The sequence below is a fragment of the Rothia nasisuis genome (assembly GCF_928381405.1).
Taxonomy (GTDB): domain Bacteria; phylum Actinomycetota; class Actinomycetes; order Actinomycetales; family Micrococcaceae; genus Rothia; species Rothia nasisuis.
Map to the genome: position 1 here is coordinate 78,930 of NZ_CAKMSB010000003.1, position 22,007 is coordinate 100,936.

Below are 22,007 nucleotides of genomic sequence, written 5' to 3' on the forward strand. Positions count from 1 at the left end.
AACTACGGTTCTTTACTGTGTTTCGAAAGAAACCCCGCTTTTCGTTTCTATCCAGGTAGCAAGATTCACCAGGCTAGGGGCACCCCGAGGAAACCCTTGAAAAACCTATCGACTTTTTTTAGATAACTTCTTGACTGGATTTAACCAAGGTATTAAAGTCAGAAGCACAAGAACTCACTCTTGATCCCCAAGTCTCAGCCAAAGACGGCTGACCAAGCACTCAAGGAGTACCCGGTGAAACTCGCCTCAATATCAAAAGGGATAGCACTAGCTATTATTGCATCTACAACATTTTCCGGCGCAGCATTTGCAGATACCAATAGTCATATATCTGCAAGTATGGATTCGTCTAGCCTTTCCACTATTATATCAAGCCAACAAGCTAGAATTTATATATCGCATCACCCCAACATAGAAGTAGCCGACCCAGGTTTTTTTGAAGCCGATACTGTGGCTATCACAGGGATTCAAGATTTACCGCTAGGAGATAGTCTATCCACCTCCGCCCTGCAGTCAGCAAGATGCCCGCTTCTTAGAGCAGGTTTCATCTATAGCCATCAGTGGACGGAATCCACTAATGGTTGTGGAATCATCGGAGCTTCCCGCAATGCAAACTACCGGTATGGGTGGACAAAAGATCGATACTTTCTTAATGTTGCCCCTGATGCCTGCGTCCAAGGGCGAGGATATTCATACAACCTTTCGGTTCAGGAACCCATCTGGGTCAACGCAGGATGTGGAGCAAATGGAGAAGCTGTGGTTACTATTGGCAATAGAGCAACCGTCGCAAAAATTCGCGGAAAAACCATGGGCAGCGTTCCTTCATCGGTATATTGGCGATGAAAAATAAGTTCAAAATCATTACAGTTCTAGCCTTTGGAATTATCGCCCTACTAATTTCTTTGCTAATGAACAATATTAGATTGATTAATAACGAAGAAAATTCAACCCCTCGAGCAGAACAGTCCGAACTAACAAAAAATCAAGGAGCAGAAAAGGAGGCCGGAGAAACTTCTAAAAAAGATTTAACGATTGAAAACTACCCCAATCTTATCGACACGCTCCCTTGCAAAGACAAGGATATTTTCTATGGAAATCCAACGTATTGGGACGAAGCAATCGGGATCAATTGCTATCTGAATGATAGAGAATCAATTCTTATACGAATATTTTCGCAAGAGTCCACCTTAAAAGTCATTTCAGATTGGGATGAAGTCATCACCCCAGGGAATCAGCTAGTCTACTCAGAATCTTGGTTTGCCACTGGACCCCGTGATGAAATTCAAAAAATATTTGATGGTTATAGTTATATTGATATAGTTCATGAAACACCCCAGACGGAAGAAATGTCTGAATATGAGTTTTCAACCTCAATGTGCTCATCCATTGTATATAATATAATTCAAGAATCAATCATTGAGGGATACTCTGCAGAGAAATATTCCGACTACTATAAATACTACCCTCGGGAGGCTGTAGAAGAAACGTACCAAAAGATTAGTAGAGATAATTTTTCTGTCAATTTGAGCGAAAACTATGAGTATGATATTTTGGAAAAAATTTCTCACTACGACAAGCAAATAAAAGACTCCTGCAAGGAAAATCCTTGGTAGTAGATATTAATGGTATCCGCGTAAGTAGAAATAGAATAATCGCAACCTGGGGGCCGTAATGTTTGAGATAACACCATTAGAAATTCTTAACAGCGGGCTATTGCTTCTTCTGGCCTCTGCTATTGCATATGGATTTATCCGCTCGCAACCAAGACAAGAAATAATAAACCCAGCGCCTGCGCCATTGAGAAATACTCAATGGCGCAGGCGTTCCTTCACCTATCGCTTTCTTGCTACTGTTGAATGCAGAAGATACACGCCCAATCAGCAGGAAATCGCATGAGTGAGAACAACCCCGGCACCACCCCGCCCTACCCGCAGCAACCCGGCCCACAGGCGTCCGCGCACAGTAAGAAGCAGGGCCTCACCCAGCCCCTGCCCAACGACCTCAGCGACGGCTGGCTGCCCGAAGACATGCGCCAGCGGCCCCTCTCGCCCCTGCCTGCCCCTAAGCTCTTCGGCTTCCAATCCCTGCTGCCCTTCAAGTTCATCAACGCTATTCGACACCCTGCCGAACTGCCTTTGGTCATCATGGCCTACGCGCTCACCCTCCTCCTGTATGTGGGCGGGGGCATCTACCTGATTTATTCCATGTTTAGCACGATACTGGGCGATAACTTTGTGAACTACCAGCTCAGCAACCTGGTCGGCCAGCTAGTGGTCCTCGCTATCTATCTGCCCCTGGGTATCTTCTTCGTGCGCGGCATCCTCTACTCCCAGCTACGCCTCAGCGGGGTGCGCATCACCCCCACCCAGTTCCCCGAGGCCTACCAGATGGTCGTTGAAGCAGCGCACGCCGCCGGGCTACGCCGTGTACCTGACGCCTACGTCGTGCTCGGTAACGGCCAGATCAACGCTTTCGCCTCTGGCCACGGGCACCGCCGCTTCATCGCGATTTACTCCGACCTCTTCGAAATTGGCGGTGCGGCCCGCAACCCCGAGGCCCTACGCTTCATCATCGGCCACGAAGTCGGTCACATCGCCGCAGGTCACGTCAGCTACTTCCGCCTCATCTTCACGTCTTTCTTCATGCAACTACCCATTCTGGGTAACCTGCTCTCCCGCACCCAGGAGTACACCGCCGACAACTTCGGCTACCGTTACGCCCCCGACGGCGCCGAAACCACCACCACCGTACTGGCCGCCGGCAAGTACCTGATGAACGACGTGAACTTCCACGAGCTGGCCAACCGGGCTGTCTACGAACGCGGCTTCTTTACCTGGGTCTACAACCTCACCACCACCCACCCGCCGGTTACCTGGCGCGCCCACGCCCTGCGCGACCGCACCGAACCGGGTCGCCTGGTGTGGCGCCCCAAGAACAACCCGCCCTACCCGCTCTCCATGATTCCGGCGGCAGAGCCTGCCGAAGCCTGGGCCGACCCCCTACAGGCCACCGACCACCTGGCCACCTACCCCGAGCGGGCCGACAACCAGCACTGGGGTTCAGTCAACACCACCCACCGACCCCCGGCCCAGTACCGCGACCGCACCGTGGGCGATATGCTCTACAGCGGCTGGGTACCCCCGCAGTTCCGCCAGCGCACTCCCTGGAACAGCTTCGGAGCCCCCTCACCGCAGGAGCCCCAGCAGGTACCTGGCCAGCATTCACCTGATCAGCAGGGTCAGGACGCCGGTAGTGGCCCGGGTGCCATGCCTCGGGAAGATGAGCGCCCAGCGTCCGCCCCGGACAATCCACCCACTGACCAGGTCTAACCCTCGACACAAAAACCCCACCTCAACCCTTACCTGCATCACAGGAACGGGGTTAGGATGGGGTTTATTAGCTCTCACGCAAGAAGGTGAACCCCATGGGTTTTCTCTACGCTATCGCAGGTATTGTTGCCCTGGTTCTAGCAGCGCGCGGCGGCGCTAAGTGGTACGAGGCTGAAAAGGGCAAAGAGTAAAATGGGCTAAATGGCCCCACCCCTAAAACTGCGCTCCTGGCGCCCAGACCCGCTCATCACCCTGATTCTGCTCGCCGTTGCCCTGGCGATTATCGCCCCGGCACGCGGGGACTTCGCTGAGGGGTTCAGCGTAGCCACCAAAATCGCTATCGGCCTACTCTTCTTCCTCTACGGCGCCAGGCTCTCACCCCAGGAGGCCCTGCAGGGCCTGAAGAACTGGCGGCTCCACAGCACCATTCTGGGCTTTACCTACCTGATCTTTCCGCTCATTGGCCTGGCCCTCTACCCCCTTCAGAGCCTTATCGGCAAGGAGCTCTATCTGGGTCTGCTCTTCATGACCCTGGTGCCCTCCACCGTGCAGTCCTCGGTGGCTTTCACCTCGATCGCTAGGGGCAATGTGGCAGGAGCGATTGTCTCGGCCAGCGCCTCAAATATCGTGGGCGTGGTCGCCACCCCCCTGCTGGTCATGCTGCTGATGCAGAGCGACCAGCTCACTATCTCCGGCTCTGTTTTCGGTGATATTGCCCTTCAGCTCCTGCTGCCCTTCATTCTGGGCCAGCTCCTGCGCCGCTGGGTGGGTGAGATTGCCAAGAACAAGCTGACCAAGCACGTTGACCGGCTCTCCATCGCCATGGTGGTCTACGCGGCCTTTTCGGACGGCATTGTGCAGGGCATTTGGACCCGCATCAGCCCCTGGCAGATCCTGCTGCTGGTTGTTCTGTCGATTGCCCTGGTGGAGTTCCTGCTCTGGCTCAGCGGGGTCGTTTCAAAGAAGCTGGGCTTTAGCTACGGCGACCGGGTGGCGGTACAGTTCTGTGGTTCCAAAAAGTCCCTGGCCACCGGCCTGCCCATGGCCGCCGTTATCTTTGGTGGCGGTACGGTGGGAGCACTGATTCTCCCGCTCATGATTTTCCACCAGGTTCAGCTCATGATTTGCGCCGCCAAAGCCGCCCGCTGGGGCAGGCAGGCCGAAGCGTCATAGCGAAAGTCATGGTGAGGACGCCGGGTTCAGCTCCCGCAGGGTCTCGGTAAGCAGGCGAACGGCGGCGTCCTGCTCTGAACTGGACCGTAGCACCGCAAAAACCCGGCGGCGGCCCAGCGGCTGACTGACCCACAGGCTGCCGGTGCGGGTTCCCTGCCGCCAGGAGGCAGCGCGCTGGCGGTCAAGGGTGAGCTCCGACCGGTAGAGACCATCAAGTACCAGGTGGGGCAGAATCGCTACCGCGTAGCCCCCGTAGGCCGAGTGTAGCTGCCAGCTCAAGTCGGTGGAGATGAAGCGCGGCTGCGGGGCGATAGCGGCTCCCGCCAAGAAGGCGTCTGACCAGGCACGCAGTTCGGTGCCAACCGGCTCCATGCACCAGGGGGCAGTCTCAGCCCAGGCCAGGTTTTTGAGCGGATCTTGAGGCACCATGCTGGCGGGGGCGACTAGCACGATGGGATCGTCCCAGAGTTCTGCTCGCACTAGGGGCCCCGGTAGCTGCACCGGCCGCCCCCCGTATTCTTCAGCGATGACCAGGTCGAACTGGTGGCGGGTCAGTTCGGTGATGGACCGCTGGGGTTCTAGCTGGGTGAGTTCCAGACTCAGGTGCGGGGCCCGCTTGGCCAGTAGCTCAAAGACGCGGGGTACCATGTAGCGGGCCGCTGAATTGAAGGACGCTACCCGCAGGGTTCTGGGGGCCAAGCTGGTTTCGCTAGCCATGGCATTGTGGGCCTGCTCCATGAGAGCGAGGATCTGCCCAGCGTAGTCGGCCAGTTCTCGGCCACGCGGGGTGAGTACCACGCCGCGCCCAGATCTTTCGTAGAGGGTGTGGCCGACCTCGGCCTGGAGTTTGGCCAGGTGGTTTGAGACGGTGGAGGGGTCGTAGCCCAACACGTCAGCGGCTGCGGCCAGGGAGCCCTGCTGGGCGAATTCGAAGAGGATTTCAAGGCGGCGGGAGTCGTACATTCAGGCTCCATTCATTGCTATTATCCATGAGTACTATTTGAACTCATGGACTAGAACCGGGTATTCCTCCTAGTTTACAGTGGTGCCCATGACCCTTACCCAGGCCCTTCTTGGTTTTGCAAGCATCGCCTTTCTCATCACCATCATCCCGGCAACCGATACCGCCCTAGTGCTCCGCTCCCTGGTCGCCGGTGGGCACCGCAGTGCCTACGCCTGCGTCTTCGGCATCACGGCAGGACTACTCATCTGGGGTGTCACCGCCGCCACCGGCCTGGCCGTGCTCATGGCCGCAGCCCCCCTGGTCTTTGACCTCATCACAGTCGCGGGCGGGCTCTACCTGATTTACCTGGGCATCAAATTCATGCTCAACCTTAGGCACTGGGGGCAGGTGACAACCCTCAAAACAGAGCAGGCCGCCCTGGCCTCGCTACCTGCACCCGCGGCGTCCTTACCCGGCCCAGGCGGCGGGGTAAGCACCCCCGCCAGCGCAAAGCCGGGCGCAACCACCCCAGCTCCCGCCAACTTTCGCAAGGATTTTCTGGCGGGTTTTATCGCCAACATTCTCAACCCTAAAATTGCGGTCTTCTACATCGCCAGCGTGCCGCCCTTTATGGTGGCGTCTGTACAGCCCTTCCTCATGGGCACCCTTCTGGCGGCCATTCACGGCGGCATTAACGTGCTCTGGTTTACCCTGATTATCTCGCTGGCCGCCCTGGCCATGAGGTGGCTACTGCACCCGCGCGCCACCCTGGTCATCGACGGTATCGCAGGGTCAGTGCTACTGGTCTTTGGCGTTCTGATTCTGGTGGAGGCGGCGCACAGGCTACTCTAGAGTGTCTGGCGCAAGTGGGTACGCCGAAAGCCCGCGCCCCTCCCGCCAGAAAACCAGAAAAGACCATTTAAACCAGAAATACCCACCTAGTTCGTGGGTATTTCTGATTTAGATGGTACCTACCTAGAGGCCGAGGGCTTCAACCGCCCGAATCAACGAAATGTGGGCCAGAGCCTGCGGAAAGTTACCTGCCAGGCGCTGCTGCTCAAAATCGTACTCAGAACTCATCAGACCCAGGTCACTGGCCCTGTTCAGAACCGTATCGAGCAGGGCACGGCCCTCCGCCTCACGGCCCGAACGAATGTACTGCTCCGCCAGCCAAAGCGACGAGATGAAATGAGGATTGCCCTGGCCCTCAAACCCGTCGTGAGCGTCTGAGTTATCGTACCGGTAGATCATGCCCGACTCATGGCGAATGGTGGCCTCAATCCGCTCCACCGTCGCCAGCATACGCGGATCATCCCAGTCAACCAGGCCTATCTGAGGCAACTGCAACAGGGAGGCATCCACCGAAAAACCACCGTAGGTTGAGACGAAGTGGCCTAGCTCCTCCTTGAAGCCATGCTCAAGAATCTCCTCCGCCACAGCGTCGCGGCAGTGCTCCCAGGTGGCAGCGTCCCCGTCTAAGCCAAAGTCACGCACGGCTGATACACCGGCATCGAAAGCAGCCCAGAGCATGGCCTGTGAGTGGGTATACACAGCAGGTTCACCGAAACTCTCCCACATGGAACGGTCAGGCTCACCAATACGCTCAGTGGCGGCGTTAAGCAGGGCCTTCTGAATGGGCCATGACAGGTGATCCTCGGCCACACCTGCCTCACGCAGATTAGCGAAGGTGACAAGCACCTGCCCCAGGGCGTCCCCCTGAAAGCGGTCACCCGACCCATTACCCGAACGCACCGGCTGCGACCCCTCATAGCCGGGTAAGGCCAGGCGGCGTTCGATGTCGTCCTTTTCACCGGCCAGCCCGTACACGGCGTGAACCCGGCGGGGGCTGTTAGCGAGCGCCCGCAGAATCCAGTTGCGCAGCTGGGCGGTTTCGCGCTCGTGGCCGTGAGCCAGCATCACGTCCATGCTCATAGCGACGTCGCGCAGCCAGGTGAAGCGGAAGTCGTAGTTACGTTTTCCGCCCAGCACCTCAGGCAGGGAGGTGGTCACCGAGGCAACCAGGGCACCGGTCTCACGGGAAATCAGGGCTCGCAGAAGTAGTAGGGAACGCAGGCGGGCCTCACGGTAGCGTGCGTTAGCCCCCTCCCGGTGGTCTTCTGCGGTCGCAGCAATCACCTGAGTGGCGGCGGTTTGGGCCAGTTCGCGGTAGGTTTCAAGGTCTACTTCGGGGGTGGCGGTGTTCGACCCGGCATCGAGCAGGGAGCTTCCGCCAGCCAGCTCCTCGTCAATATTGACCTGGGCTGATATGACCGCGGGTTGCGGGGCGGTGGCAGGCTCCTGCCCCCCGGTTTCACCGCCCTGTGGTGTCGGGTCGGGGCGGACGTCCGCGCCCCCTTCTACGCTTGCGGCCGACTCTGCGGGGGTGTACAAGTCAGACCACTCAGCCCACTGGTCCTGGGTGTAGGTTAGGGCTGCTAGGTAGTCAACCGGGGTCGGTGGGTTGTGGTTGGAGGCGAAGTAGGAAAGCGTAAATGTATAGCTCTGACCAGCGGAGACAGTAAAGGTGCCGGCCTTGGACTCGGGGTCACCTTCAGGCATGGCATCCCCCCGGAAGACCAGGGCGTGGGGGCCCGCCATGCCCACCAGCATATCGGCGGACGGGTCGGGGGTACCGGCGGCGTCCGCTCCCTCGTAGTGGGTCACCCAGGGTACGGTCTTGCCGTAGTCAAAGCGCAGGGCCAGCTCCTGGTACATGGTGACCTCGCCGGTGAGGCCCTCAACATTACGCACAATCGTTGTACTCCCTGACAGGGGCATGAACTCGGTGACGCGCACCGACGCATCTCCCACGAACCAGACGGTCTGCAGAATAAAAGTGTTCTCACGGTAGGAGCGCTCGGTACGAATCTCTACCAGGGGGGCGGGGTTAACCGATTCGAGGGGGGCCAGCAGCCAGCGTCCGTGCTCCCGCTCCCCCAGGAGGGCCGCGAAGACTGCGCGGGAGTCGAAGCGCGGTGCGCAGAACCAGTCGATTGAACCGCTGCGGGCGACCAGCGCGCCCGTATTCATGTCTGACAGCAGGGCGTAATCCTCGATGAAAGAAGCCATGCCACCAGTCTAACAGGGCGCTTACTATCGACCGGCGGCGCTGAAGGTAATCGAAATTGCCATAGGTGCGTTCTTTTTCCGCGCCTATGGCAATTTCGATTACTTTCAAGAATCCACCCTCTTGTAAACATACCCCTAGGGGGTATATGTTTAAGGATATGAGCGAAGAATACCGCACAACCCACCACCAGGCTGACCCGCAGGGCGGGCACCACCACGGCTACACCGCCGACAAGGACGCCTACCTCAAGCGCCTGCGCCGCATCGAGGGGCAGGTGCGCGGCATCGCCCGCATGGTCGATGAGGACGTCTACTGCATCGACATTCTCACCCAGGTCTCTGCCATCAACAGGGCCCTGCATAGCGTCTCCATTCAACTGCTGGAAGACCACGTGCGGCACTGTGTCGTCGACGCCGCAGCCCAGGCAGAAGCCACCGGCAACACCGCCCCGCTTGACGACAAAATCAGCGAAGCCATGGCAGCCATTACCCGCCTGATCAAGAGCTAGCCCGCACCGGGAGCCTCCAGGCCCCGCACCGGGCAACCCAAGCACGGGCGTCCGCGCCCCTTACCTCATAAGGAGAAAACCCATGTCAGCAACCATTGTCAAGGCAACCGGCCTCACCTGCAACCACTGCGCCATGAGCGTACGCGAAGAAATCGAAGAGATTGAGAACGTCACCGGCGTAGAGGTCGATGTGGTCAAGGGCAGCGAATCTACCGTCACCATCAACCACACCGGCGACCTGGACGCCGCAGCCGTCTCAGCCGCCATCGAAGAAGCCGGCTTCACCCCCGTCGCTTAATCTCCCAGCGGGCTGCAGAGGGCGGCTTTGCCCACGGGAGGGGCGGACGCGCGTCTCTGCCAACTAACCTTCTCGCGGGCTCGCAAGCTCGCGCGCGATTCATGCCAGACCCAGCCAGTTGGCTGCCGACGCGCGTCCGCCCCCCCAAATAAGCACTAAACACAACAAACACATCAAGTGAAAGAAGGCGTCATGCCAACCCAATCCACCGCTGAGGTTTTCACCGGTGATACCCGCATCGTGAATCTGAAGGTGGGAGGTATGACCTGCGCGTCCTGTGTGGGGCGGGTGGAGCGCAAGCTCAAGAAAATTGGGGTGGAACCCTCGGTCAATCTGCCACTAGAGACCGCCCGCGTGGTTGCGCCCGCCTCTATCACCGATGAGCAGCTGATTGAGACCATCGAGAAGGCCGGCTACTCGGCCAGTCTCAAGCAGGACGCCGTGGAGCAGGCAGACGAGGCCGGGCAGGATTCGCTCGCCCCGCGCCTGTGGGTAGCGGCGGTTTTCACCCTGCCGGTCTTTCTGGTTTCTATGTTTGCCGCCTTCCAGTTCCCCCACTGGGGCTGGGTGGTTGCAGCCCTGACCCTGCCTGTGGTCACCTGGGCGGCTTTGCCCTTTCACCGCCCGGCCTGGACTAACCTGCGGCACGGCTCTTTCACCATGGACACCCTGATTTCTCTGGGTGTGGTTGCCTCCTACGCTTTTTCGCTCTGGCAGCTGGCCATCGACCCGGCTATGACCGCCCATGCCGGCCACGGAGCGTCCGCAGGCGGGCACGGCATGGACCACATGCTCTACTTCGATGCCGCCGCCATGATTACCCTCTTTTTGCTGGCTGGCCGCACCATTGAGCACCGTACCGCCCGGCGCTCGTCCCAGGCCCTGCGGGCCCTGCTGAATCTGGGGGCTAAATCGGCCACGGTGCTGCAGGGCGGTCGGGAAGTGCAGATTCCTGTCAAGGACCTGTTGCCCGGCGACATCTTTCTGGTGCGCCCCGGCGAGAAAATCGCGGTGGACGGCGAGGTTGTCGAAGGACGCTCGGCGGTAGACACCTCCCTGCTGACCGGTGAGTCTGTGCCGGTTGAGGTGGAAGTTGGGGACGCTGTTGTCGGGGCGACCGTCAATACGTCCGGCTCCCTGACGGTGCGGGCAACTCGGGTGGGGGCCGATACTGTGCTGGCCCAGATGAGTCGCACCGTGGCCGAGGCCCAATCGACGAAGGCTCCTATCGCCCGTCTGGCAGATAGGGTATCTGCGGTTTTTGTTCCGATTGTCATTGGGTTGGCTCTGGCCACCTTGGCAGGCTGGCTACTGGTCACCGGCGACCTCAACGCCGCCTTTACCGCAGCCGTGTCGGTGCTGGTCATCGCCTGCCCCTGCGCCCTGGGTCTGGCTACCCCTACGGCCCTGCTGGCAGGCACCTCACGTGGTTCCCAGCTGGGTATTCTGATTCGTTCAGCCCAGGTGCTCGAATCCACCAAGCACCTGCGCACCGTGGTGCTCGATAAGACCGGTACCGTCACTACCGGCGCCTTCACCCTGGCTGAGATAACTCCCCTTGCGGGCTTTGAGCCCCAAGACGCCGGGCGGTTACTAGCACTGGCCGGGGCGGCTGAGAGCCGCTCTGAGCACCCTCTTGCCCGGGCTATCACCCAGGCAGCCCAGGCTGCTGGAGCGGGTTCCTCTCTGCCTGAAGTCACCGCCTTTGAGTCAGCCCCCGGCGGGGGTGTGCGAGCCACCCTGTTGGAAGAGGTTTCCTCGGGCGAAAGCCGAGAAATCACGGCTCTAGTGGGTCAGACCAGCTTCTTGGCTGCCGAAGGTATCGAGCTGAGCGAAGCCCACACCCACGCCCTACTGGCCGGGCAGGAGGCCGGGCGCACCACCGTCGTCCTTGCTCTCAACGGGCAGCCCGCGGCCCTGCTGGCCCTGCAAGATACCCCCAAGCCGGGGGCGTCCGAAGCTCTGGCAGAACTCAAGGCCCTGGGGCTCACCCCGGTTCTACTGACCGGGGATGCCGAACCCGTCGCCCGTGCGGTAGCTGCCCGGGTGGGCATTGACTCCGCGAATGTTTATGCGGGAGTTAGCCCCTCCGATAAGCTGGCCACCATCACCCGCCTGCAAGAGGGCGGGGTGGGGGTCGCCATGGTGGGCGACGGCGTGAATGACGCGGCCGCCCTGGCCAAGGCCGATGTGGGCGTGGCCATGGGGTCGGGCACCGACGTGGCTATGGAGGCTGCCGACATGACCATTGTGCGCAGCGACCTAAGCTCGCTGCCGACAGCCATTCGACTCTCGCGGGCCACCTTGCGCCTCATTAAGAGCAACCTCTTCTGGGCCTTTGCCTATAACACGGTGGCTATTCCGGTGGCAGCAGCTGGCCTGCTCAACCCCATGATTGCAGCAGCAGCCATGGCCTTCTCCTCAGTCTTCGTGGTACTCAACTCCACCCGACTGCTCCGCTTTTCCTAACACCCCAACCAACGCCCCAGGAGGCACCTATGAAAACCCTACCCACCCGCGTCCTCGCCCTCGCTGCCCTATCTCTGCTGGCTCTGACCGCCTGCGGGTCCAACGAGTCAAATGCTAAAAACGAGGCTGAGGCTCTGGTCTCGTCAGCTGCCGCAGCCCACGCTGATCACGCCAACCACCCGACAGATGGCGGGCCCGCACCTGCCGGTATCGCTGAAGCATCAGACCCCACCTACCCGGTTGGCACCGAGGTTGTTCTCGCCGCTGACCACATGAGTGGTATGAGCGGGGCTACCGCCACCATCGTGGGCGCCTACCAGACCTACACCTACTCGGTGAACTACACCCCTACCGATGGCTCTGACCCCGTCACCGACCACAAGTGGGTTGTGCAGGAAGAACTGGCGGACGCCGGGAGTGAGCGCCTTTCCGACGGCGCCCCCGTGACCATCGAGGCTGAGCACATGACCGGCATGAGGGGAGCTGAGGGGACGGTTGAATCGTCCACCGATGAGACCGTTTATATGGTGGACTTCACTTCCAGTGGCATGACCATGAAGAACCATAAGTGGGTCACTGAATCCGAGATTGAAGGAGTCAAGTAACTCCTCATTCTCAAAGGGACCACGAAACTTCAAAAGGACCGCATACTATGCGGTCCTTTTGAAGAAATGAGGTCCCCTTGCTAGGGGCGGGGATGGGGGTAGAGGGTGGGCTTAATGTCGCGGATGATTGCCTCCAGCTGGCGCAGGTTGAAGTCCACTCCCAGCATGTTGGGAATAGTCACCAGCAGGGTGTCTGCCTCCGCCACTGCCTCGTCTTGGGCCAGTTCTTCAGCGATTTTGTCGGGCTCGCCAATGTAGCTCTTGCCAAAGCGGGAAACAGCACCGTCCAGAATACCGACCTGGTCCTGCCCCTCAGCCTGGGCGCGCAGGCCGAAGTAGTAGTTACTCTGCTCATCAATAATCGGGATAATCGAGCGCGAGACCGAAGTGCGCGGGGTACCCTCGTGCCCGGCGTCCGCCCAAGCCTGCTTGAAGATGCGTAGTTGCTCGGCCTGGAGCTGGTCAAAGGGTACACCGGTGTCTTCCAGCAGCAGGGTGGAGGACATAAGGTTCATGCCCTGTTCGCCGGTCCAGCGGGCGGTATCGCGAGTACTAGCGCCCCACCAGATACGACGGGGCAGGCCGGGTGACTGGGGCGTAATCGGATCGAGCTGGGTGGGGTCAGAAACGCTCTGGGCGATTCCCTTCCCGGCGATGGCCTCGCGGAAGAGGGCGGTGTGACGGCGGGCCATGTCGGCCTCGTCCTCCCCCTCGGCGGGTAGGTAGCCGAAGTGGGCAAAGCCCTTATAGACGGTCTCGGGTGAGCCGCGGGAGATACCCAGCTGTAGGCGCTCGTTACCGGCAATGAGGTCGACCATGGCTGCCTGCTCTGCCATGTAGAGCGGGTTTTCATAGCGCATATCGATGACGCCGGTGCCTAGCTCGATGGTGGAGGTGCGGGCTGCTGCGGCGGCCAGCAGGGGGAACGGGGACATCTGCTGCTGGGCGAAGTGGTGCACGCGGTAGAAGGCCCCGTCTAGCCCAATGTCTTCAGCGCCGACGGCTAGATCGATGGCTTGGTGGAGCATGTCGGCGCCGGTGCGGGTTTTGGATCCGGGATAGTCGCCGTAGTGGCCAAAGGAGAGGAAGCCTATTTTTTGAGTCATGGCCTTGCGCCTTTCTGGTGGATTTTCCTACAGAAATTATTTTACTAGTAAAGTTTTTTAATCGAAAGGGTGCCTAACCAAGAGGCATCCGCCCCTCTGAAAAGTAAGAGGTAGGTGCAAGTTGTAGGGCCCGCTTTCACCACAGCGTCAAAAAAAATTAAAAATTTCCGTGACACTTTGCCCCTCTGTTCCGTCTTACTACTGACGGCGCATCTGGCATAGATTGAGAGCCTCTCTCAATCTGCGCCGTCACCTAAACTAACGACCCTTTACAGAAGGAAGAAACCATGTCTCAGACCACCGTGACCCCCGCAGATATCGCCGGAAACCAGAGCGTCGAGCCCCTCACCCGCAACACCGGCACCGACAACGGCCAGGGTTCCACCAGCATCAACGACGGCGTTATTGCCAAGATTGCAGGCATTGCCCTGCGCGACGTTGAAGGTGTCTACGCCTTAGGCGGCGGTGCAGCCCGTGCCATGGGCGCCCTGCGCAACGCTGTAGGCCAAGAAGACAACCTCAAGCAGGGTATCAGCGTAGAGGTAGGTCAGACCCAGGCCGCCCTCGACCTCTCCATTATCGTCGAATACCCCTACCCCATCTACGACGTCGCCGACCAGGCTCGCCAGGCGGTGATTGAAGCTATTCAAACACTAGCTGGCCTCGAAGTCACCGAGGTGAATATTGAAGTTCTCGACGTTCACATCCCCAGCGACGACTCCGCTGAAGAAGCCACCGAATCTGAGGGTCGTGTTAAGTAATGACTAAGACTTTTGCTGGTGCCCTGCTGGGCACGATTCTGGCTTTCGCTGGGCTTGCCTACGGTTTTGGTGGCTTCGTGCTGGTTGCTCTCCTGATGGCTCTCGGTGCCGCTGCTGGGCATTTTATGCAGACCTCAGACTTCAGCGTTTCAGACCTCTTTGATGCCCTGCGTAAGAGCACATCATCTCGGTAAATTCAGTATTCAGCACTGTGTGCGCGGTCAACCCCAGCAACCTGCGCACGGCAAATGAGGCTCAATGACTACACACATTAAAGGACGCGGGCATACCACGGTCAGGCAGAAAGCCCTGATATCGACCTGCTCAGCCCTTGCTGCTCAGGCTATAGGGGTACCTGTAGAGAGGGCGCAGACCTCCCTCTTTGACGACGACGGTCAGCTTGGCATATCGGTTACCGTGGACTACCCGCTCCCCCGACTCGATAGGCTCATCGAGCACGAAACCTATCTTGCGGCACTCGGCGGCACTGTCTTTGACGCGGTCTCCCGGGCCCGCACCCGCATCTCAACCCGCGCCACCCAGCTCATCGGAGCAGAGGTAGGCTCTGTCAACGTGACGCTTAACGGTGTTGCGCCGCTCGGTAAGGAGGCGAGAGTGCAATGAACGAACAGGGTACTTTAGGCTATGTTGGTGACGCTCAAAGGCACCAGAACCCGCCTACCGGTAACCACCTGGAATTGGATCTTGATCAGGCCGGCCCCCTGGTGAACCTCATGGGGCGGCGGGAAACCCACTCGTCACGTTCCTTTGCTACGGTGCTGCTTGCCCTTGCACTCATCGTGATTTTGGTATGGTGTGGCACAGAGCTGGTACGTGCGGCCCTCGGGCTTCCCCCGCTTGTGCTCTCGGGAGAGAAGGCTTTCTCCGCCTTCTTCTCAGCACCGGAGCTCCTGTCAGGTCCGCTCGGTATTACTCTCGGCGCCCTGCTCTCTCTCGCAGGCCTCTTCCTGATTTTCCTGGCCTGCGCTCCAGGTAGCCTCAACCGCCACCGTGCCCGCACCGGGCGGTTCGCCTTCATTGTTGATGACAGGGTACTTGCATCCGCCCTCAGCGCAGCCATACGCAAACGGACCGGTCTGACCCGTGACCAGGTTGTTACCCGCGTATCTGCCCGCCGGGTAGTCATCACGGTCACGCCTACATCCGGCCACCGGGTTGACACCCAAGAGCTCACCGACATGGCGCAAGCCACCATCGATAGCTACGCGCTCACACCTGCCCCGCAGGCCCGCGTCCAGATAGAAAAACAGGGGGTTATCTCTCATGGGTAGCACACCTAGAGCTCTCAACCGTGTCTTCCTTGGGGTGACCGGGCTCGTCCTTCTTGCCCTTGGGGCGGGGGCATTCGCCCTCCTGTTTCTGCCGCAAGCCCGGCAGGCCTGGGAGACCCAGCTGGCCCCCCTCGAAACAGAGGCCAGGCAGGGCCTAGCCAGCGCAGCGGTAGATACTACCTCGGGGCAGACCAGCCTCTTCACTCTTGCCCTGCTCGCGCTCATGCTCCTAGCGGTGGCGGCTCTTCTCTGGCTGATGCTGAAGCAGCGGGCCCGGCGCGTCAGCTCCCTGGGCACCCAGCAGGACCCTCAGGGTGAGGGGAGCACTACACTATCTCATAGCTTCGTCAAAGAGGCTGTGAGCCAGGCTTTTGAGAACCATCCTGACCTGCTTGCCGTCACCGTCACTTCGTTGGCTGTGAAGAAAACCCCCGGGGTGCAGGTTAAGCTTGAGGTCCGCCAGGGGGCGAACCTGGTGCAGCTTCAAGAGCTGACGGCTCGCGTCGCACAGGGGCTCGATAGGCTCCTGGGGTACCAGGTTCCTCTCCTGGTACGAGCCACCGGTGGCCTGCGGGCTACCCTTCACCAGGACGAGCAGCGAGTCCGCTAGCTCGAAGGCCGGGGCTCACGCGCCCCGGCCTTCCCCTCCCCAAGCTAACCACCATCAGGAACCACAGGTGACAGATTCAAGTCAACATCAGCCGTCCGGGCCCACCGATCAGCTACTGTGCCAGCGCGCCATCGACGGAGACGAACAGGCCTTTCAGATACTGGTACGGCGTTACTTACCGCTCATGCGGGCCTATGCGCTCAGGCTGACGGGTAGCACGGCAGACGCGGACGATGCCCTCCAAGAGACTCTGCTCCAGGCCTGGCAAAAATTGGACACGCTACAGAATCCCAGCAAGGTCAAAAGCTGGCTCATGACCCTCACCGGCCGCAAAAGTATAGATCTTATTCGGGCCCGGGCAAAGAACCTCCCCCTTGAAGACCAGCAGCACCTCCCCAGCACAGAGCCTACCCCCGAGACTCAGGCCCTCATCAGCACAGACATGCAGAAGCTCACCCAGGTATTGAAAAAGCTCCCCGAACAACAGCAGCGCATCTGGCTGATGCGTGAATTTGGGGGATCTAGCTACCGGGAGATCGCGGAGGCGCTCAATATCACCACGGCCAGCGTCAGAGGTCAGCTAGCCCGCGCACGGGTCAAGCTACTCGAGGGTATGGAGGGAAAGTAAGGAACAATGACAGATTGCAACATGCCCATCAGCACTCTCAGCGACTGGGTGGATCGCGATACAAGCCAGCCACTCAGCCCTGCCCACCACAAACTCGCTCACCATATTGACTCCTGCCCGGAGTGCACCCGAAAAATCGCTTCTCTCAGCAAGCTCCACGACCTAGCGGCCACGGCCCTAGACCGGGAGACACAGGAGCAGGAGGCAGACACATCATGGGTTGATTCTCTGCTGAACAACCTGGTTTTTGAGGCAAGGAGCGGGCGGTCTATCCCCCTAGAAGCCCCGTCAGAGCGGGTGCGTCTCAGCCAGAGTGAAGGTGCAGTAGTGGCCGCAGCCAGGGCGGTGGCCGACCGCATTGAGGGAGTTATGATTGGCAGGTGCCGCCTTGTGGGTGACGTTCAGACCTATGGCGCACCGGTCACGGTACAGGTTACGGTATCGGTGTGCCTGGGGCAGCAGATTCCCCTGCTGATCCAGCTCCTGCGAGAAGCCTTGACCTCTGAATTTGCTCGGGTCAGCGAGCTCAATATCACCGGTATCGACATCACAGTGCAAGATCTTCACACCAAGAATCAGGAGGTAGAGGCGGCATGAGCCATCGTATTTTCATCGAACCCGATACCTCCACATCTGCCGGCCGCCATCTTCCCGCAGGGGTCACCCTTGACCGCCTGCGGTGCTCTATTCTGAACCTACCCGGTGTAGAGAAAATCTACCCGCGCTCACCCTATGTGCTACGTGCTATGCGAACCACCCAGAGCCGTTCACATGCCACGTCAGAGGCACCTGAGGGCAGCCAGAACCACACCTCAAACAGTTCAGACGACACCCTGATACAGGGCACCGGGGGCGCAGACCTTACCGTGGCGGTGCGTATCGGCGCAGCTCCCGGTGTTCATGTTCCCACCCTGGCCCGAGAGGTTGGTGCCCTGCTGGCCCGGGAGCTACCTGCTGCCGCCATTGAGGTAGAAATTGTGAGCTGCTAGCCTGACGCTACCGGCCGATAAGCAACAAGTGCCCGGGCTTGTACTATAAGGTGGCAAGCATGCGTGCCCGGTAGGCTGAGGGTGACTCCCCGTACTCAGCCTTAAAGACCTTGCTGACGTGGGAGGGATCAAAAAGAGCGTAGCGGGCGCTAATGGTCTGCACCGAGTCTCCGCGATAGAGGGGGTTGGCTAGGTCCTCCCGAATAGATTCCAGGCGGCGGGTACGAATGTAGGTTGCTACTGTTTGTTGGTGGCTCGCAAACCGGCCGTGTAACTGCCGCAGAGAGATATAGAGAGCTTCGGCGATTTTACTCGGCCCCAGATGGGGGTCACCCAGGTGCTCTTCGATGTAGGCCAGTGCCTGGTGGTAGAGCGTGTTATCGGGCTGGCGGCCCGCCTCGCTTGATTCTGCTGCCATCACCGTAATCACCATTTCTAGGGCTGAGCGCACCAGGGCGAGAGCGTGGGGCCCTGACAGTTCCTCAACGTTTACTGCCAGCTGCTCAAAGAGGGGCACCGCAAATTTTCCCAGGCCCTGGGTGTCTGACACGGGGGTGGCGGTCATAAGTTCGAGGTAGTCGCTGCTGAGGTGAATAAAGCTTTGAGGAAAGAGCACCACAAGGCTACGCTGGCTTCCACTGTATTCAATCTGGTAGGGGCTTGAAGTCAGGTAAAGTGCCAGGTCACCCGGGCCTAGGGTGCAGGTTCGCCCGCCCTGGCTGATGACGGCGCTACCTTCAAGTTGCAGGCTGAGCTTGCAATAACCCTCGGTGGAGTCCGTGGCGGCGGGGTCCCTACGAACGGTGTGCGCGGGGGTGCGCATATCGAAGAGGTGCACATCGCCAAGTGAGGCGGTGCGGACGCTGGCGGTGAAGTTTTCAGAATCGGGAGCGGTAATGACGAGAGGGCCGAAGCTCTCTCTGGCCCCCGCAATCCACTGGGTGAGATTCATGGGGTCGTGGCTACGAAAGCTGTAGGCTTCTTGTTTTTCGTCCTGCTGCATGAGGGGCCTTCCGGTATCAGGGATTGCTCAAAACTGTAACTGAAGTGACTGGGAGCACACCAGGCCAAGGAGTGTGCACTGCACACCTAACACCAATTTTCCAGTGAGCCACATCATAAATCTAAGATCCATTTGAGAGCAAGGAGCTAACGGTGTCATCACTACCCACCACCTATCAGGAACTTCTGAGCCGCGTCACACAGGGCGGCACTCGCGAGGTTTTTGACCCAGCCACCGAAGAACTCATTGGCTTGGCGCCCGAGCAGGGCGCTGACGTCCTCGATGAGCTTGTTACCAAAGCGCGTGAAGCTCAGCCCGCCTGGGCAGCCCTCTCTCACGCTGAGCGTAGCGACTACCTGATGAAGATGGCCGATGCTATTGAGCAGGCCTCCGAGCCCCTGGCCGAGCTGCTCTCCCGTGAGCAGGGCAAGCCCCTGAACGGGCCCAATGCCCGCTTTGAGGTGGGCGGCTGTGTGGCGTGGACACGGGTAACGGCGTCCTTTGGGCTAGATGAAGAGTTGCTGGTGGACGACGGCGAGACCCGAGCCGTTCTCAATTACCGGCCCATCGGTGTGGTGGGTGGCATTGGCCCCTGGAACTGGCCGATGATGATTACCATCTGGCAGATTGCCCCGGCCCTGCGCATGGGCAACACCATTGTGCTCAAGCCCTCTGAGTACACCACCCTGAGTGTGCTGGCCTTAGTTGAGGTTATTAATACCGTGCTCCCCGAGGGTGTGGTTCAGATCATTGCCGCAGACCGCGGTGTGGGTGCTGCCATGACCACCCACCCGGGTATCGACAAGATTACTTTCACCGGCTCCACCGCCACGGGCAAGAAGATTGCCGCCTCGGCTGCTGACTCTCTCAAGCGTCTAACCCTGGAGCTGGGTGGCAACGACGCTGGCATCGTGCTCGATGACGCCGACCCCAAGGCTATCGCTGAGGGTCTCTTCTGGGGAGCCTTCATCAATACCGGCCAGACCTGCGCCGCACTCAAGCGCCTCTATGTGCCTGATTCTCTCTACGATGCGGTCTGCCAGGAGCTAGTCGAGGTAGCTAAGAACATGCCCATGGGCGTGGGTCTTGAGGAGCAGAATGTTCTGGGCCCCCTGCAGAATAAGGCCCAGTACGACATTGTGGCTGATTTGGTGCAGAAGGCTCAGGACGCTGGTGCCCGCATTCTGCTAGGCGGCGACCCGGACGAGGGTTCTCAGGGCTTCTTCTACCCCACCACCCTGGTGGCCGATATTGAGAAAGATAACCCGCTGGTGGTTGAGGAACAGTTTGGCCCAGCCCTGCCGATTATCCGCTACTCCACCCTGGAGGAGGCCCTGGAAGAGGCCAATCGTTTGGACGTTGGTCTGGGTGCTTCTGTCTGGTCACCGAACCTTGAGCGGGCCCGCGAGGTTGCCGCCAAGATGCAGGCCGGTACCGTCTGGATTAATAAGCACGGTGCAATTGATCCACGCATCCCCTTCGGCGGTATTAAGGAGTCGGGCTACGGCGTGGAATTCGGTCTTGAGGGGCTCAAGCATATGGGCTTACCCCAGGTGATTTGCGAGTAGCAACCGCGCCAGGATTGTAGGTAAAGCACCCCCAAGCACAGAGGTTTTTGAGTAAGACAAAAGCTCTGCTGCTTGGGGGTTTATATACATACACTTTGTAGAGGAGAAAACCATGACAGACTTTTTGATCGTAGGGGGAGGCTCGGCGGGAGCCGTGCTTACTCGCAGGCTCATTGATGCCGGCAAAACAGTAACTTTGGTTGAGGCGGGCCTGCAGGAGCCTAACCCAGATATTGACCACCTCAATGATCTTGGCAAGCTCTGGCACTCCGACCAAGACTGGGACTATTTCACATCTCCTCAGCCTGGAGCTCATAACCGCCGGCTTCACCTGCCGCGCGGCAAGGTTCTTGGCGGCTCTCATGCGCTCAACGCCTGTATTTGGGTGCGCGGTGCAGCTGCTGACTACGATAGCTGGGCCTATCTGGGCAACCCGGGGTGGGGGTGGAATGAGGTGCTCCCCTATTTCATCAAAGCAGAGAATTATGACGGAGGCCCCTCTAAGTCACGGGGAACCGATGGCCTGCTGGACGTTCGTCAGGATTTTTCTCGTAGCCCCTTACAGGAGTCTATGGTCGAGGCTGCCCAGCAGGCTGGCCACAAGCTGAACCCTGACTACAACTCGGGCGACCCCGAGGGCGTCTCGCGTATGCAGCTTAACGTGCGGGATGACAAAAGGTTTAATGTTTGGCACGCCTACCTTAAACCCGTGGCTGACCACGAAAATCTCACGCTGATTACTGGGGCGCGGGTAGAAAAAGTTCTCTTTGAAGGCACCTCTGCCGTTGGTATTCTTATGCATACACAAGAGGGGCGCCAGGAAGTATATGCCAGTAAGGTAGTGCTTTCGGCTGGCGCCCTGGGAAGCCCCGAGATTCTCTTGCGGTCAGGCATAGGCCCTGCCCGCGAGCTGAGAGATTTAGGTATAGAACTGGTGGCGGAAGCGCCTGGGGTGGGGAAGAACTTACACGACCATCTGCTTGTGCCGGTGATTTATACAGCTGATAAGCCTATTCCTACCCCACAGGTAGCCCCTGCAGAGGTTCATCTTTTTGCAAGGTCCTCACCTGCGCAGCACCTGCCCGATACCCAACCGATTTTCTTCTCTTTCCCTATGTATTCTCAGGCTTACGGCCCCGGTGAGATGACCGGCCCGGCAGAGGCCTTCACCCTGATGGCTGGTATTGTTCGCCCGCAGTCACGGGGCGCTCTTACGCTCACAGGTTCGCGCCTCGATGACCCTGTCACGGTAGATCTGGGGGTCTTTGAAGCAGATGCAGACTTACAGGCCATGGTGCAGTCCATCAAACAGTGCCGTGCTATCGGCAGGCAGCCTGCGCTGGCAGAAGAGTGGGGTGCCACCGAAATATGGCCGGGCCCAGAAGTCTCTGATGATGAACTCGAACAGTACGCCCGTGATGCCGTGGTCACCTACCACCACCAGGTCGGCACCTGTGCCATGGGCACCGGCACACAGGCAGTGGTTTCTCCCCACAACCTCGCCGTCTACGGGGTTGAAAATCTGCACGTCATTGATGCCTCCATCATGCCTATCGTCCCCACAGGGAACACTAATGCGCCCTCAATTATGATTGCAGAAAAGGCCGCTGACGCACTGATGAGTGCAGATCTAGGGCAATAACGGCACCCCGGGT

General features: G+C 59.2%; 23 protein-coding genes. 19 read left to right on the forward strand and 4 right to left on the reverse strand.

Annotated features, from left to right (window positions below):
* The first annotated feature begins 234 nt into the window (after window positions 1-234).
* From L6966_RS03515 to L6966_RS03530, 4 genes are all read left to right on the forward strand, one after another.
* Entirely contained in the window at window positions 235-843 is a 609-nt protein-coding gene (locus L6966_RS03515) for a hypothetical protein (RefSeq protein ID WP_143539031.1), read from the forward strand.
* Complete coding sequence (locus tag L6966_RS03520) at window positions 840-1,613, forward strand: hypothetical protein (RefSeq protein WP_237225005.1); 774 nt, start codon at window positions 840-842, stop codon at window positions 1,611-1,613. Before L6966_RS03515 ends, L6966_RS03520 begins: the two co-directional genes overlap by 4 nt.
* Window positions 1,614-1,892: 279 nt before the next feature.
* Window positions 1,893-3,329 carry a M48 family metallopeptidase gene (locus tag L6966_RS03525; protein ID WP_237225006.1) on the forward strand — a complete coding sequence of 479 codons (1,437 nt, stop codon included), beginning with the start codon at window positions 1,893-1,895 and terminating at the stop codon, window positions 3,327-3,329.
* A gap of 201 nt (window positions 3,330-3,530) precedes the next feature.
* A complete protein-coding gene (locus tag L6966_RS03530) occupies window positions 3,531-4,502 on the forward strand; it encodes a bile acid:sodium symporter family protein (RefSeq protein ID WP_237232875.1) in 972 nt (323 codons plus the stop codon).
* 6 nt (window positions 4,503-4,508) lie between these two features.
* Here the strand turns inward: L6966_RS03530 and L6966_RS03535 are convergent, their stop codons facing one another.
* Window positions 4,509-5,465: a LysR family transcriptional regulator gene (locus L6966_RS03535; RefSeq protein WP_237225008.1), complete on the reverse strand. Its 957-nt coding sequence runs from the start codon at window positions 5,463-5,465 to the stop codon at window positions 4,509-4,511.
* 88 nt (window positions 5,466-5,553) lie between these two features.
* Between L6966_RS03535 and L6966_RS03540 the strand changes: the two genes are divergently transcribed.
* On the forward strand, window positions 5,554-6,297 hold the full coding sequence (locus L6966_RS03540) for a LysE family translocator (protein WP_237225009.1): 744 nt from the start codon (window positions 5,554-5,556) through the stop codon (window positions 6,295-6,297).
* A 123-nt stretch (window positions 6,298-6,420) separates the two neighbouring features.
* Here the strand turns inward: L6966_RS03540 and L6966_RS03545 are convergent, their stop codons facing one another.
* Window positions 6,421-8,514, reverse strand: a complete 2,094-nt coding sequence (locus L6966_RS03545) for a glycoside hydrolase family 15 protein (RefSeq protein WP_083090649.1) — start codon at window positions 8,512-8,514, stop codon at window positions 6,421-6,423.
* Window positions 8,515-8,672: 158 nt separating this feature from the next.
* Between L6966_RS03545 and L6966_RS03550 the strand changes: the two genes are divergently transcribed.
* The 4 genes from L6966_RS03550 to L6966_RS03565 all read left to right on the forward strand — a co-directional run bounded on the left by L6966_RS03550 (window position 8,673) and on the right by L6966_RS03565 (window position 12,395).
* Window positions 8,673-9,023 (forward strand): metal-sensitive transcriptional regulator, encoded by a 351-nt coding sequence (locus tag L6966_RS03550; RefSeq protein WP_237225010.1) that lies wholly within the window; start codon window positions 8,673-8,675, stop codon window positions 9,021-9,023.
* 82 nt (window positions 9,024-9,105) lie between these two features.
* Entirely contained in the window at window positions 9,106-9,321 is a 216-nt protein-coding gene (locus L6966_RS03555) for a heavy-metal-associated domain-containing protein (protein ID WP_237225011.1), read from the forward strand.
* Between the two features lie 192 nt (window positions 9,322-9,513).
* Window positions 9,514-11,790 (forward strand): heavy metal translocating P-type ATPase, encoded by a 2,277-nt coding sequence (locus L6966_RS03560; RefSeq protein ID WP_237225012.1) that lies wholly within the window; start codon window positions 9,514-9,516, stop codon window positions 11,788-11,790.
* Between the two features lie 29 nt (window positions 11,791-11,819).
* The gene (locus L6966_RS03565; RefSeq protein WP_237225013.1) at window positions 11,820-12,395 is read left to right on the forward strand and encodes a YdhK family protein; all 576 of its coding nucleotides are present in this window, start codon (window positions 11,820-11,822) and stop codon (window positions 12,393-12,395) included.
* Between the two features lie 80 nt (window positions 12,396-12,475).
* Here L6966_RS03565 and L6966_RS03570 read toward each other — a convergent pair whose 3' ends face one another.
* A complete protein-coding gene (locus L6966_RS03570; protein WP_237232876.1) occupies window positions 12,476-13,501 on the reverse strand; it encodes an LLM class flavin-dependent oxidoreductase in 1,026 nt (341 codons plus the stop codon).
* A 287-nt stretch (window positions 13,502-13,788) separates the two neighbouring features.
* On the opposite strand from L6966_RS03570, the gene L6966_RS03575 reads away from it, so the two are divergent.
* From L6966_RS03575 to L6966_RS03610, 8 genes are all read left to right on the forward strand, one after another.
* Entirely contained in the window at window positions 13,789-14,262 is a 474-nt protein-coding gene (locus tag L6966_RS03575; RefSeq protein WP_237224508.1) for an Asp23/Gls24 family envelope stress response protein, read from the forward strand.
* Window positions 14,262-14,456, forward strand: coding sequence for a hypothetical protein (locus L6966_RS03580; RefSeq protein ID WP_237224507.1), 195 nt, complete (start codon window positions 14,262-14,264; stop codon window positions 14,454-14,456). Before L6966_RS03575 ends, L6966_RS03580 begins: the two co-directional genes overlap by 1 nt.
* A gap of 64 nt (window positions 14,457-14,520) precedes the next feature.
* On the forward strand, window positions 14,521-14,886 hold the full coding sequence (locus L6966_RS03585) for a hypothetical protein (protein WP_237203022.1): 366 nt from the start codon (window positions 14,521-14,523) through the stop codon (window positions 14,884-14,886).
* On the forward strand, window positions 14,883-15,554 hold the full coding sequence (locus L6966_RS03590) for an Asp23/Gls24 family envelope stress response protein (protein WP_237224506.1): 672 nt from the start codon (window positions 14,883-14,885) through the stop codon (window positions 15,552-15,554). Before L6966_RS03585 ends, L6966_RS03590 begins: the two co-directional genes overlap by 4 nt.
* Entirely contained in the window at window positions 15,547-16,164 is a 618-nt protein-coding gene (locus L6966_RS03595; protein WP_237224505.1) for an Asp23/Gls24 family envelope stress response protein, read from the forward strand. Before L6966_RS03590 ends, L6966_RS03595 begins: the two co-directional genes overlap by 8 nt.
* 67 nt (window positions 16,165-16,231) lie before the next feature.
* Window positions 16,232-16,792, forward strand: coding sequence for an RNA polymerase sigma factor (locus L6966_RS03600; RefSeq protein ID WP_237224504.1), 561 nt, complete (start codon window positions 16,232-16,234; stop codon window positions 16,790-16,792).
* 6 nt (window positions 16,793-16,798) lie between these two features.
* A complete protein-coding gene (locus L6966_RS03605; protein WP_237224503.1) occupies window positions 16,799-17,389 on the forward strand; it encodes an anti-sigma factor in 591 nt (196 codons plus the stop codon).
* Window positions 17,386-17,781, forward strand: a complete 396-nt coding sequence (locus L6966_RS03610) for a hypothetical protein (RefSeq protein WP_237224502.1) — start codon at window positions 17,386-17,388, stop codon at window positions 17,779-17,781. Before L6966_RS03605 ends, L6966_RS03610 begins: the two co-directional genes overlap by 4 nt.
* A 43-nt stretch (window positions 17,782-17,824) precedes the next feature.
* Here L6966_RS03610 and L6966_RS03615 read toward each other — a convergent pair whose 3' ends face one another.
* Window positions 17,825-18,784: an AraC-like ligand-binding domain-containing protein gene (locus L6966_RS03615; RefSeq protein ID WP_237224501.1), complete on the reverse strand. Its 960-nt coding sequence runs from the start codon at window positions 18,782-18,784 to the stop codon at window positions 17,825-17,827.
* A gap of 152 nt (window positions 18,785-18,936) precedes the next feature.
* Here L6966_RS03615 and L6966_RS03620 point away from each other — a divergent pair, with 152 nt between their 5' ends.
* Both L6966_RS03620 and L6966_RS03625 read left to right on the forward strand, forming a co-directional pair.
* Window positions 18,937-20,352, forward strand: a complete 1,416-nt coding sequence (locus tag L6966_RS03620) for an aldehyde dehydrogenase family protein (RefSeq protein WP_237224500.1) — start codon at window positions 18,937-18,939, stop codon at window positions 20,350-20,352.
* 112 nt (window positions 20,353-20,464) lie between these two features.
* Complete coding sequence (locus tag L6966_RS03625) at window positions 20,465-21,994, forward strand: GMC family oxidoreductase (protein ID WP_237232877.1); 1,530 nt, start codon at window positions 20,465-20,467, stop codon at window positions 21,992-21,994.
* The last annotated feature ends 13 nt before the right edge of the window (window positions 21,995-22,007 follow it).

Bases quoted from the DNA above. Each gene is read 5' to 3' on its own strand.
- L6966_RS03520 (WP_237225005.1), top strand. From the start codon at position 840: ATGAAAAATAAGTTCAAAATCATTACAGTTCTAGCCTTTGGAATTATC.
- L6966_RS03525 (WP_237225006.1), top strand. From the start codon at position 1,893: ATGAGTGAGAACAACCCCGGCACCACCCCGCCCTACCCGCAGCAACCC.
- L6966_RS03530 (WP_237232875.1), top strand. From the start codon at position 3,531: ATGGCCCCACCCCTAAAACTGCGCTCCTGGCGCCCAGACCCGCTCATC.
- L6966_RS03535 (WP_237225008.1), bottom strand. From the start codon at position 5,465: ATGTACGACTCCCGCCGCCTTGAAATCCTCTTCGAATTCGCCCAGCAG.
- L6966_RS03540 (WP_237225009.1), top strand. From the start codon at position 5,554: ATGACCCTTACCCAGGCCCTTCTTGGTTTTGCAAGCATCGCCTTTCTC.
- L6966_RS03545 (WP_083090649.1), bottom strand. From the start codon at position 8,514: ATGGCTTCTTTCATCGAGGATTACGCCCTGCTGTCAGACATGAATACG.
- L6966_RS03550 (WP_237225010.1), top strand. From the start codon at position 8,673: ATGAGCGAAGAATACCGCACAACCCACCACCAGGCTGACCCGCAGGGC.
- L6966_RS03555 (WP_237225011.1), top strand. From the start codon at position 9,106: ATGTCAGCAACCATTGTCAAGGCAACCGGCCTCACCTGCAACCACTGC.
- L6966_RS03560 (WP_237225012.1), top strand. From the start codon at position 9,514: ATGCCAACCCAATCCACCGCTGAGGTTTTCACCGGTGATACCCGCATC.
- L6966_RS03565 (WP_237225013.1), top strand. From the start codon at position 11,820: ATGAAAACCCTACCCACCCGCGTCCTCGCCCTCGCTGCCCTATCTCTG.
- L6966_RS03570 (WP_237232876.1), bottom strand. From the start codon at position 13,501: ATGACTCAAAAAATAGGCTTCCTCTCCTTTGGCCACTACGGCGACTAT.
- L6966_RS03575 (WP_237224508.1), top strand. From the start codon at position 13,789: ATGTCTCAGACCACCGTGACCCCCGCAGATATCGCCGGAAACCAGAGC.
- L6966_RS03580 (WP_237224507.1), top strand. From the start codon at position 14,262: ATGACTAAGACTTTTGCTGGTGCCCTGCTGGGCACGATTCTGGCTTTC.
- L6966_RS03585 (WP_237203022.1), top strand. From the start codon at position 14,521: ATGACTACACACATTAAAGGACGCGGGCATACCACGGTCAGGCAGAAA.
- L6966_RS03590 (WP_237224506.1), top strand. From the start codon at position 14,883: ATGAACGAACAGGGTACTTTAGGCTATGTTGGTGACGCTCAAAGGCAC.
- L6966_RS03595 (WP_237224505.1), top strand. From the start codon at position 15,547: ATGGGTAGCACACCTAGAGCTCTCAACCGTGTCTTCCTTGGGGTGACC.
- L6966_RS03605 (WP_237224503.1), top strand. From the start codon at position 16,799: ATGACAGATTGCAACATGCCCATCAGCACTCTCAGCGACTGGGTGGAT.
- L6966_RS03610 (WP_237224502.1), top strand. From the start codon at position 17,386: ATGAGCCATCGTATTTTCATCGAACCCGATACCTCCACATCTGCCGGC.
- L6966_RS03615 (WP_237224501.1), bottom strand. From the start codon at position 18,784: ATGCAGCAGGACGAAAAACAAGAAGCCTACAGCTTTCGTAGCCACGAC.
- L6966_RS03625 (WP_237232877.1), top strand. From the start codon at position 20,465: ATGACAGACTTTTTGATCGTAGGGGGAGGCTCGGCGGGAGCCGTGCTT.